The organism is Mycolicibacterium sp. 624 (assembly GCF_040548615.1).
GTDB lineage: Bacteria > Actinomycetota > Actinomycetes > Mycobacteriales > Mycobacteriaceae > Mycobacterium.
Genome location: NZ_JBEPRZ010000016.1, coordinates 1 through 13352, shown reverse-complemented (window position 1 = coordinate 13352; position 13352 = coordinate 1). Strand labels below are relative to the sequence as shown.

Sequence of the window (13352 nt, the reverse complement as noted above, 5' to 3'; positions counted from 1 at the left end):
CCCGGTACCATTCCGAACCCGGAAGCTAAGCCTACCAGCGCCGATGATACTACCCTTTCGGGTGGAAAAGTAGGACACCGCCGAACACCCTTTAAGTCCCGGGCCCCCCAATTTCGATTGGGGGGCCCGGGCATTTTCTATTTGTATGCATTTCCATTTAATGGGCCGACAATGGCTAATCGAATAGTGTTGCAACTGGTGCGACACTATTCCTTTCCATATCGAGCAATTGCCGCTTGCGATCGAGTCCGCCGCCGTAGCCGGTGAGACTGCCATTCGCACCGATGACCCGATGGCACGGCACGATTATGCCGACTGGATTATGGCCATTGGCCAGCCCGACGGCACGCGACGCCCCGGGCGACCCAATCTGCTGGGCGATCTCGCCATACGTTCGTGTCTCGCCGTACGGAATGGTCAGCAGAGCCGCCCACACCCGCCGTTGAAAGTCGGTGCCGATCATGTCCAGCTCGAGATCGAACTCCCGCAGATCGCCGGCGAAGTACGCGTCGAGTTGAGCGACGGCGTCGACGAAGGCGTCCTCGTCGGGGTCCCATCCCTCTCGACTCGGCTCGTAGGTCTGGTCGACCATGCGCAGGTGCCGCAGTTGACCGTTGGTGCCGGCCAACGTGAGTGGTCCGACCGGGCTGTCGATGACGCGAGATTGCAGTGTTTCCATCACTTCTCCTTCTGCGGGGCCTTCGGCGGCCAGTCGTTGACCTCGTGATCGAGCGCGGTCCACAGGTGCTGTGTGGCGTAGGCGCGCCATGGTCGCCAGCGCACGCTGTGCTCGGTGAGTGCCCGGACGTCGCTGGGCAGGCCGAGCGCCTTAGCGGCGAGTTGCACGCCGAGATCACTGGCCGGAAACGCATCGGGATCGCCGAGGCCGCGCATCGCGATGACCTCCGCGGTCCACGGCCCCACGCCCGGCAGGGCCAGGAGCTGCTCGCGGGCGCGGTTCCAGTCGCAGCCCGGACCCAGCGCGATCTCGCCATCAGCCAGTGCGCCGATGAGGGCGATGAGTGTCCGTTGCCGTGACTTCGGGAACGCGAGGTGCGCCGGATCGATCTCGGCGAGCTGTGTGGCGTCCGGAAAGGCGTGTGTCAGACCGCCATTGGCGTCGTTGACCGGTGATCCGTAGGCCTCGGCCAGGCGGCGGGCGTGCGTCCGGGCCGCCTTGATCGACACCTGCTGACCGAGGACAACGCGAACGGCCAGCTCCGCCTCGTCCACTGTCCGGGGGATCCGCTGTCCCGGTGCCTTGGCGACGAGGGCGCTCAGGTGCTCGTCGGCGCCGAGCGCGTCGACGACAGCCTCGGGATCGGCATCCAGGTCGAGGAGGCGGCGGCACCTGGCGATCGCGGTCGACAGGTCGCGGAAGTCGTCGAGCACCAGGTCGCATTGGACGTGATCGACCCGAGGCTGCAGGCTGACGATGCCGTGACCGGACGGCAGTCGTAGTGTCCGGCGGTAGGCGCTGCCACGCACCTCCTCGACGCCGGGCACTGCGCTGGCGGCTAGGTGGCCGAAGAGGCCCTCGTACGCGAACGGAGTCCGTACGGGCAGACGCAGCGATAGCGTGCCCGACCCGCCGGACTCATGGCGGCCGAACTTGGTTCGGGCACGTTGCCGCAGTTCGGTGGGCGTCAGTGCGCAGACCTCGCGGATCGTGTCGTTGAACTGGCGGATGCTCGAGAATCCCGCCGCGAAGGTGACGTCACCGAAGGGCAGGTCCGTTGTCTCGATCAGGATCCGGGCGGTCTGCGTGCGCTGGGCGCGGGCCAACGCCAACGGGTTTGCCCCCACCTCGGCCTGCAGCAGTCGCTCGAGCTGTCTCGTCGTGTATCCGACACGGGCAGCCAGACCGGTGACCCCCTCGCGGTCGACGGTGCCGTCGGCGATGAGCCGCATCGCGCGGGCCACGGCGTCAACGCGGACGTTCCACTCCGGGGATCCCGGGGACGCATCGGGCCGGCAGCGCTTGCAGGCGCGGAACCCGGCGGCCTGTGCGGCCGCAGCCGTCGGAAGGAACTGCACATTGCGGGCGAACGGTGGCCGCACGGGACAACTCGGCCTGCAATAGATCTTCGTGGTCAGCACGGCCGTCACGAACCACCCGTCGAACCGGGCGTCCTTGGACTGGACTGCCCGGTAACAGCGGTCGAAATCTTCGTGCATGCTTCGACAATTACACGTCTGCTCCGACATCACTGGCGGAAAACCGACATCGAGGTGGATGCGGTCTCTCGAAACCGATTGTTGTAGATTCTCAGAACCAGTGTCATATTCTCGCGATGAGTGTCACACCGATGTCACATATGACATGAATTTGAGACGGGCTGTCTGTTGGCGTCTGCCGCGAAATACCTCGGTGGATACGGGCTAATGCCCTACTAGTGGGGCTACGATCGGCGAGTGCACGAAGCTGATGGCGAGAATCCGGCCCCCTCATCGCGAGCCGGCGGAACGAGCCTTTCGGCGCAGCGGCGTCGTTACGTCGGCTCGCGCATCACTCGCTTTCGGGAACATCGCGGACTCAGTCTGGAGGAGCTGGGCCAACGGGTCGGCCTTTCGGCTGGCGTTCTCGAGGCTGTCGAAAGTGGAAAGCGCGGAGTCACCTTTGAATGCTTGATCGATATCGCCATTGAACTCGACGTGGCTGCTTCGGACCTTGTTGAGCAGAACCCTGGTGTGCCAGACGATCGGCGTCTAGCCACCAGCTCTCGGCCCAGCATGGTCACCAGCAACGCACCAAACGAGAATTCGCGATTGCAACGGGCGTTAGGCGATGACTAGATGTCGATGACGACTTTGCCGTGCACATGCCGACCGGCCTGAAGCTCGACTGCGACGCGGATCTGCTCCCCATGGGAAAGCTCGCGGCGACGGGCACTCGCAGCTGGCCCGACCCGACCATGCGGGCGATTTCCTCGATTGCGCCATGGGCGGCGCTGGTGTCGGCAGTTGTCACAGGCGTCGTCCCACCCCTTCTTGTGTTAGTTGGGGTCCAGACCGGTCGCCGGTCGGTATGTGATGAGCGTAGGCACGCCTTGCGATATCGACATATGATGGTGCCTATTACGCAAGAGAGTGGTGATTTGGACAGCCTGGTGCGCAAACGCATCCGCGCCTTGCGTGTTGCGCAGGGCTGGTCCTTAGATGAGTTGGCTACCCGGGCACGACTTAGTCCGTCGTCGCTTAGTCGCATCGAGACGGGCTCACGACGCCTCGCCTTGGACCAGCTGGTCACGATCGCTCGTGCCCTGGATACTTCTCTGGACCAGTTGGTCGAGACCGAGGCCGACGACGTCATCTCCCACCCGACGATCGATGCGGCCCACGGGATATTGCGGTGGCCGATCAAGGCGAATTCCGGCATGACCGTGGTACGCGCGCGCATGACGAAGCCGCCCTCGGAGAATCCCGCACGCATGCGTGCTCACCCGGGGCAAGAGTGGCTCGTCGTCCTGTCCGGTACCGCGGTGCTGATGCTGGGTCATCGTCGTTTGCGCGTGGAGACCAACGAGGCCGCTGAGTTTCCCACCATGCTGCCGCACGCGATCGGTGCCGAGGGTGGACCGTGTGAGATCTTGGGTATCTTCGACCGCGACGCCCGCCGGGCGCACCAATCCGATAAGGAGACGACGGCTGGGGAACAACGGCCGGGGTGATCGGCCAGCCCGCTCGTATTCCTGACTAGTTGCGCATCTGTCGGCTCGAGCAACGTTCGTCTTGCCGCTTGCGCAAGACGTAATGAATGAAGCGCATGCCTCGACTTACTGTCGAGGCATGACGCTATACCTGCATGACCGCGGCGCACACCACCCAGATAGTTGTGGAGTTCGGTACCAGGCGGAGATCCTCGACCTCGACGCGGAACTACTCGCCGAGCACACCGCATCCCTCACCGCATGGCTGCCCGTCAAAGCGAGCCCCCGCCAGATCGTGGATTTAGGCTGCGGGACCGGCACGGGCACCTTCGCCCTGCTCGCACGTTTCCCTGCGGCGCACGTGACCGCCGTAGACTCCTCGGTCAGTCACCTGCACCGCGTGCGAGAAAAAGCCTGCGAAGCTGGAGTGGCTGACCGCGTGAGTATTGTTCAGGCCGATCTCAACGCGGAGTGGCCGGACCTCGGCGAACCGGACTTGGTGTGGATATCGGCCGCCCTGCACCACATGGCCGATCCCGACGACACGTTGCGCCGCGTTCATGAAACTCTCGCCCCCGGTGGACTCTTCGCAGTTGTCGAACCTGCCGGCTTCCCCCGGTTTCTGCCCGATGATGCCCCAATGGGTCAACCCGGACTAGAGCAGCGTTGTCACACCGCGATTGACGGCCGGAACGCCGTCCAATTACCTCACCGAGGCACCGACTGGGGACCCCGGCTCACCGCTGCCGGATTCATCATCGAAGGTGAACGCACGATCAGCGTCAACATCGAGCACTCCCGATCCGAGGTGGTAGGTCGCTACGCGCTCCTCAGTCTCCGCAGTATGCGCAGGGCCGCGGCCGACGTGCTTTCGGTCGATGACCTCACTGCGATGGATCAGCTGCTCGATATCGAGGGCCCGCACAGTATCTTGGGCCGCGACGACCTAGTGGTACGTACTGAACGCGCCGTGTGGGTCGCACGCCGCATGTGAGCGCCGAGGAGCGCTTGCTCACCCGGCAGAGCCGCACTGCCGCCACAAGTTGTCACCGGATACAACGTGTGTGTTCTGCGTAGTGGCGAGCCGAAAATGATGCCGTGCGCCCGAATCCCGAAGTCCTCCTTTATGACTGTCGGCCGTCGGATCGCTTGACGTGGCGCCGACTAAAGGAATTCGCCGAGGTGACGCTGTATCGGTGGCGAGACCATGCTCCGCAAAACCGGGATTCAAGATCTGCAACGGAAATGGACAAGCCTCTGCGACACGGTCAAAGTAGCCATGCGTGTCTTGTCAATGTTCGCTGCATCTGGACGGCGGCGAGGTCTCATCACCCTTTCGTGAGGCCGGCCACGGCTGCTGATTCGTGAGCTAGCGCGAATAAGGTTCTGGCAGGGCAATACGCTGGCGTCATGGCGCGCCCCAAGATCATCGCTGAAGTTGACCTGCTCGACCGATTGTTGGATGCGTTCGCCGATCTGGGCTACGAGGGAACCAGCCTGCGTGAGCTTTGCCGCCATCTGGGTATCAGTCACAATCTGATCCACCGGCGGTACTCCTCGAAAGAGGCGGCGTGGGAAGCGGCCGTCGACCACGGCTTTGTGCAGCTGTCTAGCGCCCTGGCCGCCTCCGGTCTGCGTCCCGAACAGGAACCGCTGGACCAGCTACGACGTGTGATGCGCAGCTATGCACGCATCACACTTGAGCGGCCGGCCCTGGCGCGGATCATCCAGCAGGAGAGCTCCCACCCGGGCCCGCGCTTCGACTACATGGTGGAGCGCTACATCGCGCCGACCCGAGCCCTTAGCTCGGCGTTGTTGGCCCAACTGCAGGACAGTGGAGTCATGCGGGCCGGTGCTATCGGCACTGTCTACTTCTTCCTCACCACTTGGGGAATCGGGGGATTGGCGAGCGTCCCCGAGGATCTGCGCGGATCAAAGAGCAACTCGCAAGCGGCGTTGAAGCTGGCCTATCTAACCGTGGACGTCATCATCGACGGCCTTCGTAAACCCCGAGATTAAGTTGACAGTTGTCACCAAATTGCTATGGTGACAACTGTCAACTAACAAGGGGGTAGCTGGTGATCGCAGCGGCTGACGAACAGCTCCATGCGCCGAGACCGGAGTCGGCCTGGCAGGAGAGTTATTACTTCAACTGGGCAGACTTGGAGGGCCGCTACTTCGGGCTGGCCCGCATCGGGTTCAACCCACACGCCGGCCGCGTCGACGGTGCGCTGTTCACGGTCCGTGACGGCAGGCTCGAATACCTCTACCCGGGTGTCGGCCTGCCGTACGACGCCCAGGCTACGCATTCAGCAGAATTCGGTATCAGGGCGGGCGCGCTGTCCTTCTCGATGCGAGAACCCTTGAAGCGGTGGAATATTCACCTATCAGGGCGCAACGAGATCGATCTCACCTGGACAGCGCTGTCCGCACCATACGACTACCACGACGGTCCGACGACGTACGGATCGGCGGCCGGCGAGCCGGTGGCGGCCAACCATTTCGAACAGCCCGGCACGGTGACCGGTCGTATCCGTGTGGGCGCCGCGCAGTACGACATCGAGGGGTTCGGTCAACGTGACAAATCCTGGGGTGTCCGCGAATGGGGCGCCATCTCCGGCTGGGAGTGGGTGACCGCTTCCTTCGGGCCGCATTTCGGGTTCAACGCGACGCTGCTGCACGGGGCCACCGCCACGCCGACCGGATTCGTACATCGGGGCGGGGTGAACCGGCCGCTGACCGCGGTGCAGATCGACTACGAATGGACTCGCACCCCGCAAGTGCCGCGGGCCGCGCGGCTAGTCCTCACCGACGTTGACGGCGAAACCTACGTCGTGCGGGCCTCCGCCCTGGCGCAGGTCCCATTGGCCAAGCAGGGATTGCTGATCCAGGAAACCCCGGCACGATTCGAAACCTCGATCGACGGTGTCCGGCACGCCGGCGTCGGCGTCATGGAACACGCCTGGCATGCCGGCTGGCGCGGAACGCTGCAGCGGATACCCGATCTCGTACCGGTGTTGGCGAACGCCCTGAAGGGGAAGGTCAGATGATCAAACGATTGACGTCCAGCAGTGATGCGCCTATCGATCATGTCGGAGGGAAAGCTGCCGGATTGGTTCGGCTGCTGAGCGCTGGGCTGACAGTGCCTGAGGCATGGGTGATCCCGGCGACGGTGTCCCAAAATATGGCGACCCGCAAGCAATGTTTAGAAGAAATGGAACAGTGGTGGGACGCGACCACTGCCGAGCACCCCAACGCGGTGTGGGCGATTCGCAGCTCCGCAGTCGCTGAGGATCTCGAGGACGCGTCCTTCGCCGGTGTATACGAAACGAAGCTCGGCGTAGCAACTCTCGAAGAGATGCGCGCGGCGATTCGCCACTGCTGGCAAGCGCACGAGTCTAGCCGCGCCGACGTGTATCGCGGTGAACGCCAGATCGGTTCAGAGGGCGGTATTGCACTTGTGGTGCAGCGGATGGTCCGGCCACAGGTTGCCGGTGTGCTGCTGACGGCCAACCCGCAGCGCCCATTTGCCGATGAGATCGTGATCGACGCCGCTTGGGGCCTCGGCGAGTCGATCGTCTCGGGCAAAGTCGATCCCGACCACTATGTTTTGGAACGCTCGACGGGGCACATACGGTCCACACGCATTGCGACCAAAACTCTCGAATCTGTGTATGACACCCACCTGCACGACCGCGAGGTCGAGCCCGAACGCCAACGCCGATCCACTCTCAACGAGACCGATCTGGCAGCACTCTACGAAATCGCCCAGCGTGTCGAGAAAGGGATCGGCGAGGCGCGCGATCTCGAGTGGGCCATCGAGGACGGCCGCGTGTACTCACTGCAGGATCGCGCCATTACCAATCTGCCCAAGGCCGAGCCAGACAACGTGTGGTCGCGAAAATGGGGCGATGAGTACAAGTCCGAGTACGCGTTGCCGCTGTCAGCGGCACTGACTGCTCGATGGATGAACATTCCCATGTTCATCGAGATGCCACTCATGCAAGGCAGAAACGACATCGTCAACCTCGAACCGTTCAAACTCGTCAACGGGTACATGTATATGAACGGGCAGTATGCCGCGGCAATGGGACGCGCCTTCCCGAAAGCGATGCGCGAACAACTCTTTGGCAGTCTCTTCACGCCGATGTGGATGGCCCGCATCAACGCAGAACCCTGGAAACCGCTACTGGCCGCCGGCTACGCCCTGGCTCCCTACCGCGACTATGGACGTGGATCAGCTCGGGCCAACCTGCAGGCGATGCAACAGCATTGTGCAGCGATCGACACACGTATCGTCCCCAAGCTGCGCCAAGACTACTCAGCACTAAGTCTCACCGAATGGCGCAGGCAAGTCGACGAAGTCGATACGCTGGCCGAACAACACTTCCGTATCATTCGATGGGGCATGGCTTTTCACAATCACCTCCTGCACGGCCTATTGGTTAGCTTGCTTTCTTCTCAAGCCGACGACGACGGACAGCTCTACACTGCACTGATCAGCGGTCTGCCAGGTACGTACACGGCTCGTATCAACACCGAGATCTGGGAACTCGCCATGCAGGCGCGCAGCGACCCGCAATTGTTGAGCGCCCTCCGCGACCAACAGACGTGGGCGCAAATCCAGGACTCATTTCAAGCGGCTCCGTTTGTTGGCGCCTTCCAGACATTTCTACTCAATCACGGCCACCGCTCTTCCAGTCGAGAGATTGCCTCACCACGATGGAGTGATGAGCCTGAAGGTGTCCTGGGATTGCTCCGCGCGCAAATCTCCGGCGACACCGCGCCAACAGATCCGCGTCTGGCCGAGCAGCAGGCCGAGGCGCGCCGCACAGAGGCGTTCGAGACGGCGGTTGCGCGGATCAAACGCAAACCGCTTGGAACATTCCGCGTGAAGATTCTGGAATGGGTGTGCCAGCGCACTCAGACCTTCACCGTCTACCGGGAAAACCAGCGCTACTATCTCGACTACCTTATCGCCCATCTCCGTGCACTGGTCCTCGAACAAGCCCGTCGCTTGGCTGATCGAGGGCTCCTAGACAGTGTCGACGATGTTTTCTTGCTCCTGGGTGAGGAGTTCTTTTCCGCAGTAGCTACAGAGGCCGGGGGCGCGGATCCAATCGACCGAACGGACCTGGAAGTGCGTCGGCGCAACTACCTGACCTACCGGAGTCGGATGTCGGCGACGTACCTGTTCGATGACATCGAGACCGAAGGAGAGGTCGCCGAGGGTGACGTGGTCTCTAGTACTGATGGCAGCGGAATCAGCGGAATCGGTGTTTCCAGAGGTGTTGCGCGCGGTCGAACACGCTGCATCGCTGAGATGTCTCACCTTGCCGGCATCACCGCTGGTGATGTGCTCGTCGCTAAGACCATTGACCCGGGTTGGACCTCTGTGTTCCCGCTGTTAGCTGGCCTGATCACTGAGACTGGCGGCACGCTCAGTCACGGAGCAATCCTCGCCCGTGAGTACGGCATCCCGACCGTCACCGCCGTACCCAGTGCGATGACGCTGCTGCCTACGGGCACAGCGGTCGAGATCGACGGCAGCTCGGGTCTGGTCCAGATCATCTCCGAGGAATCCGCACAAGACGGCGCAGGAGTGCAAAACGCCATGAACGCCTGAGCGTCCGAGCACACTCACTTTCGCTGATCGGCGCCGCACGTCGGACTGACTGTGATCGCGCGATCGCGAGACATTCTCGACCTGGCACCCGAAGGGTGCTGTTGGGGCTTCCGAAGTTGCAATGTCACCGCGGCTGACTGTGATCCGCCTATCGGTGTGAGATCTGACGATCGGTGACTGCAGAAGAGCGGCGCTCCACCAACTGAGTCACGGGGGAGAGTGGTCGACGGTGCCGGTGACGTCGGGCCCGCCGTCCGCGCCCACGCCGGCGAGAAGCCCCAGCAGCGTCGACTGCCTGACGTCGTTCAGTTGTCGGGGCAAGCGGACAACGAACTCCATGTCCCAGGGAGAGATGGCTCTATTGCGGTGTCTGGAATGTGGCTGATGCTGCGCTGGTTGACTTTCAGCGAAGACGACAGGAACCAATGAGGGAGATCAACGTGCTGGCGTGGACGACGAGCAGAGGACCACTTGGTGGGCTGCTTCTGCGCGAGGTCGATGAGCCCGCGCCATTGCCGGACGAACTCGTTGTGCGCGTTGAGGCGTTCGCGCCTAACCCTGGGGACCTCGTCGCGCTGACTGCGGCGCCGCCGGGTTCGATACCGGGGTGGGACGGCAGTGGGATTGTCCTGCGGTCCGCCGCCGACGGCCGTGGGCCGAGCGTTGGTGAACGCGTCGTGTTTCTTGGGCTGGCGGCCCGGGGCTGGGCGCAACGGCGGGCAGTGCCTCATGCGATGACTGCCGTGGCTCCCGCCGATGCTCCATGGGAGCAGCTTGCGACCTTGCCGGTGCCGGCGACGAGCGCGTTGCGCGCCGTGCGGCGGTTCGGCTCGCTCCTCGGGAGACGCCTACTCATTGTCGGTGCCACTAGCGCGGTTGGTCGGTTCGCCGTGCAGCTCGCGGTGCGTTCAGGAGCCGTTGTCATCGCCGTGGCACGCGACCGGTCGCAACATACGGAACTCCGTCGCCTCGGCGCGCACGAAACCCACACGACCCTGGCCTCAGTCAATGCAGGAGTGTACGGCGCGATTGACATGATCGGCGGACAGCACCTTGTCCAGACCTATGCGCTGCTCGATCGCGGGGGAACGGTCATCGCCCTCGGACACGCTGCCGGAGCCGATGAACACTTCCCCTTTGGTGCCTTCGTAGCGGACCCCGCGACATCCGACCGAGCGATCACGAGCTTCTTTCTCGGTTCGGAACCCGAACTGGCCAAGGAGATGGCATACCTTGCAGCGGACCGCGAACTTCAGTTCGGCGAGCTAATTGTCAAGCCTTGGACCGAGTTGGCCGCCTGGATCGCAGCAGGCGCACCACGACCTTCGGGGCGGACAGTGTTCTCCGTTGAGCACGATGATCGTATTCGCTGAACGACGGCAGTAGTCGGACTCGGCGCCCACACCGCCTACGAGTGAAGCGGAAACTGTTTCCGGCTCACCTCTGACCGACTGCAGCTCTGCCACGCGGAATACCTGGAGTGCCGTTCCACGACGATCCGCGTGCCGCGCCGGGCGGGGCTATCGCGTTAGTGGTGTTTCCGGCGGTTTCTATTAGAAGGTTTCGGCTGCCGGCAATCGGTCGCCGAACGTGATCGCGAACGCGTTGAGCGCTGGCTTCCACCGCATCATCCATCGTCACCTGCCCACCCCGGTCGGGTCCAGGGAACGCGTCACCAGATACAGACACTTCATCGCGGCCTGCTGTGAGGGAAAGTGCCCGCGGGCCTTGATCGCACGGCGGAAGCGCGCGTTGAGGGACTCGACCGCATTCGTCGAGCAGATGAACCGCCGGATCTTCACGTCGTAGTCCAAGAACGGAATGAACTCCGCACAGGCTTTGTCCCACAACCGGATCACCGCCGGATACCGCTGCCCCCATTTCTCGGTCAGATCGTCGAACGCCGCACGGGCCGCCGCGGCATTGACCGCGCTATAGATCGGTTTCACATCCCGCTTGATCTCATCCCACTACTTGCGGTAGGTGACCCGAAACATGTTGCGGATCAAATGAATAATGCACGTCTGCACGATCGCCTGCGACCACACGTTGCCGACCACCTCGGGCAACCCTTTGAGGCCGTCACAGACCACGAAGAACGTGTCTTTGACGCCGCGGTTGCGCAGATCGGTCAGCACACTCATCCAGAACTTCGCGCCCTCCCCGCCGGTGCCGGCCCACAACCCCAGGATGTCGCGCTCACCGGCCAGGGTGACCCCGATCACGGCGTAGAACGGTCGGTTGGCGACCTGGCCGTCGCGGACCATCACCGGAGATCGCGTCGATGAAGATGGCCGCGTAAGTCTCATCAAGGGGCCGCACTGCCCAATCGTTCATCTTCTCGATCACCTTGTCAGTGATCCGGCTGATCGTTTCCTTGGACACCGAGGCGCCGTAGATCTCGGCGAAGTGCGCCGAAATCTCCTCGGTGGTCAGCCCTTTGGCGCACAGCGACAAAACGGCCTCATCAACACCGGTGAGCCGGCGTTGACGCTTCTTGACGATCTGCGGCTCGAACGTCGACTCACGATCACGCGGCACATCGATCTCGACGGTGAGCAGACCCACTCACTATGCCCGGCTACGGGGCCAGCGTGGGTTTGGGGTAGGCGAGTTTTCGGAGGAGCCATTCTGCGGGGCCGCGCCGGCCTGCTAGTTCCAGCCTGGTCGCGAGGAACACGCTCAGGCCCCAGACAGCTATTGCGTAGAGGGCCGCGGACCAGCTGGAGAGATGGCTGCCGAGGCCGAGGCCCCATGCGGCGAGGACGGGGGAGAAGGCTACTGATTGGAACATGTAGCCACTCATCGATCGTTTTCCTAGTGCCTGTACGGCCCACGGGAACGACCCTGCGCGTTGCCGATCGCGGTGGTTCTCGAGGTGGACGGCGATCAGGCCGAACATCGCTACGTAGCCGAGTCCGCCGAAGAGTCCGCCAATTGTGTGCAGGGGCAATAGGATCCAGTTGTCTTCGCGGCTGATCTCGAGGGCGTCGAGGTTGAGGAGCGCGAGGGGTAGTGCGGTCACTACGCCGACGGTGATGCCGATCCACCCGACGCGCCTGAGGAGGGCGACGTGATTCCGTGGTTGGTCGAGGATCTTGTGGCGCGCGGCGAGCATGCCGAGGACGATTGTGGGGAGGATGATGAATCCGAACAGTGCCGCGGGGAGGATGTAGACGGCCCAGCCTTCGATTCGGGCCAGGACGGCGTCGAGGTATCCGGTGGTTTCGTTGATTCGTTCGGGGCCTGCTGCTGCGCCGGTGCCTGTGCTGGGCGGTGCCGAGAATCCGAGGAGTCCGGCGGTGAGTGATCCGATGGTCAGCAGTGTGGGGATCACCAGGAAGATGCCGATCCAGATTTTCAGGGTGCGGTCCGGGCGGTCGAGGAAGAGCCAGACCAGGAGCAGACCGGCGATGCCGTAGGCGCCGATGATGTCGCCGAACCACAGCAGCGCGGCGTGGACGAAGCCGAAGGCGATCATCCACCAGTGGCGCCGGCGGAGGACCCTACGGGCGTCCTTGGGGTCGGTGCCGGAGGCGAGTTGGCGGGTGTACATCTGGACGATGCCGTAGCCGAAGAGGAAGGCGAACATCGGGTAGACGCGGCTGTCGATACCGACGATTGCCAGGGTTTGCGCAACTCGGTCTGCCCACGACCCTTCCGCGGAGTGTGCCGCGACGCCGTGTGGACGGTGGAGGATGAAGTAGGGCACGTTCGCCACTGCGATGAGGACAAGCATGAGGCCGCGGGCGAAGTCGGGTGCGATACTGCGCTTGGCCCGCACCGATGCCGGTGCTGCGACTGCATGTCCGAGAGGCCCCGAGGACGGAGGTTCTGCGTTCATGCGGGGAAAGGTAGAGCGTGCCCTTGGGGCACGGTCAAGCGCGATAGGCGATTGCTCTCACGGTTATCGCTGCGGGTTGACTGTTGCCCCACGGGCATCGTTTCTACTGGTGAGGGGGGCCTATTTGGTGGTCCAGTCGCTATGCGGCGTGGGGTTGGTGGGTCGTGGTCCACTGTAGAGCGAACTCGGCTGGGGTGAGCTCCCCATGGGCGGAGTGGGGTCGGTTGGCGTT

10 protein-coding genes, 1 rRNA gene and 3 pseudogenes are annotated in these 13352 nt (G+C 63.2%); 9 read left to right on the top strand and 5 right to left on the bottom strand.

What is annotated here, in order from left to right; all coding sequences use genetic code 11:
• Window positions 1-86 (top strand): 5S ribosomal RNA (gene rrf / locus ABIA65_RS33560); the annotation flags it as partial.
• Window positions 87-175: 89 nt separating this feature from the next.
• On the opposite strand, the gene ABIA65_RS33435 is transcribed toward rrf, so the two are convergent.
• Both ABIA65_RS33435 and ABIA65_RS33430 read right to left on the bottom strand, forming a co-directional pair.
• A complete protein-coding gene (locus ABIA65_RS33435; protein WP_354526275.1) occupies window positions 176-679 on the bottom strand; it encodes a methylated-DNA--[protein]-cysteine S-methyltransferase in 504 nt (167 codons plus the stop codon).
• The gene (locus tag ABIA65_RS33430; protein ID WP_354526274.1) at window positions 679-2178 is read right to left on the bottom strand and encodes an AlkA N-terminal domain-containing protein; all 1500 of its coding nucleotides are present in this window, start codon (window positions 2176-2178) and stop codon (window positions 679-681) included. Before ABIA65_RS33430 ends, ABIA65_RS33435 begins: the two co-directional genes overlap by 1 nt.
• Before the next feature lie 237 nt (window positions 2179-2415).
• Here ABIA65_RS33430 and ABIA65_RS33425 point away from each other — a divergent pair, with 237 nt between their 5' ends.
• A complete protein-coding gene (locus tag ABIA65_RS33425; RefSeq protein ID WP_354526273.1) occupies window positions 2416-2796 on the top strand; it encodes a helix-turn-helix domain-containing protein in 381 nt (126 codons plus the stop codon).
• On the opposite strand, the pseudogene ABIA65_RS33420 reads toward ABIA65_RS33425, so the two are convergent.
• Window positions 2793-2953 (bottom strand): annotated as a pseudogene (locus ABIA65_RS33420) (zinc-binding dehydrogenase); the annotation flags it as partial. The gene ABIA65_RS33425 and the pseudogene ABIA65_RS33420 overlap by 4 nt on opposite strands.
• Window positions 2954-3098: 145 nt before the next feature.
• Here ABIA65_RS33420 and ABIA65_RS33415 point away from each other — a divergent pair.
• The 7 genes and pseudogenes from ABIA65_RS33415 (at window position 3099) to ABIA65_RS33390 (ending at window position 10649) form a co-directional block, all read left to right on the top strand.
• Window positions 3099-3671 carry a helix-turn-helix domain-containing protein gene (locus ABIA65_RS33415; RefSeq protein ID WP_354526272.1) on the top strand — a complete coding sequence of 191 codons (573 nt, stop codon included), beginning with the start codon at window positions 3099-3101 and terminating at the stop codon, window positions 3669-3671.
• Between the two features lie 82 nt (window positions 3672-3753).
• Window positions 3754-4644 (top strand): class I SAM-dependent methyltransferase, encoded by an 891-nt coding sequence (locus tag ABIA65_RS33410; protein ID WP_354526271.1) that lies wholly within the window; start codon window positions 3754-3756, stop codon window positions 4642-4644.
• A 416-nt stretch (window positions 4645-5060) separates the two neighbouring features.
• Entirely contained in the window at window positions 5061-5669 is a 609-nt protein-coding gene (locus ABIA65_RS33405; RefSeq protein ID WP_354526270.1) for a TetR/AcrR family transcriptional regulator, read from the top strand.
• A 59-nt stretch (window positions 5670-5728) separates the two neighbouring features.
• Window positions 5729-6700, top strand: coding sequence for a DUF7064 domain-containing protein (locus ABIA65_RS33400; RefSeq protein WP_354526269.1), 972 nt, complete (start codon window positions 5729-5731; stop codon window positions 6698-6700).
• The gene (locus ABIA65_RS33395) at window positions 6697-9276 is read left to right on the top strand and encodes a PEP/pyruvate-binding domain-containing protein (protein WP_354526268.1); all 2580 of its coding nucleotides are present in this window, start codon (window positions 6697-6699) and stop codon (window positions 9274-9276) included. Before ABIA65_RS33400 ends, ABIA65_RS33395 begins: the two co-directional genes overlap by 4 nt.
• A gap of 425 nt (window positions 9277-9701) precedes the next feature.
• Window positions 9702-9947: pseudogene (locus ABIA65_RS33555) on the top strand (hypothetical protein); the annotation flags it as partial.
• 72 nt (window positions 9948-10019) lie between these two features.
• On the top strand, window positions 10020-10649 hold the full coding sequence (locus ABIA65_RS33390; RefSeq protein ID WP_354526267.1) for a zinc-binding dehydrogenase: 630 nt from the start codon (window positions 10020-10022) through the stop codon (window positions 10647-10649).
• Window positions 10650-10829: 180 nt separating this feature from the next.
• Here the strand turns inward: ABIA65_RS33390 and ABIA65_RS33385 are convergent.
• Both ABIA65_RS33385 and ABIA65_RS33380 read right to left on the bottom strand, forming a co-directional pair.
• Window positions 10830-11829: pseudogene (locus ABIA65_RS33385) on the bottom strand (IS256 family transposase); the annotation flags it as partial.
• 28 nt (window positions 11830-11857) lie between these two features.
• The gene (locus ABIA65_RS33380) at window positions 11858-13120 is read right to left on the bottom strand and encodes a DUF418 domain-containing protein (RefSeq protein ID WP_354526266.1); all 1263 of its coding nucleotides are present in this window, start codon (window positions 13118-13120) and stop codon (window positions 11858-11860) included.
• Between the last annotated feature and the right edge of the window lie 232 nt (window positions 13121-13352).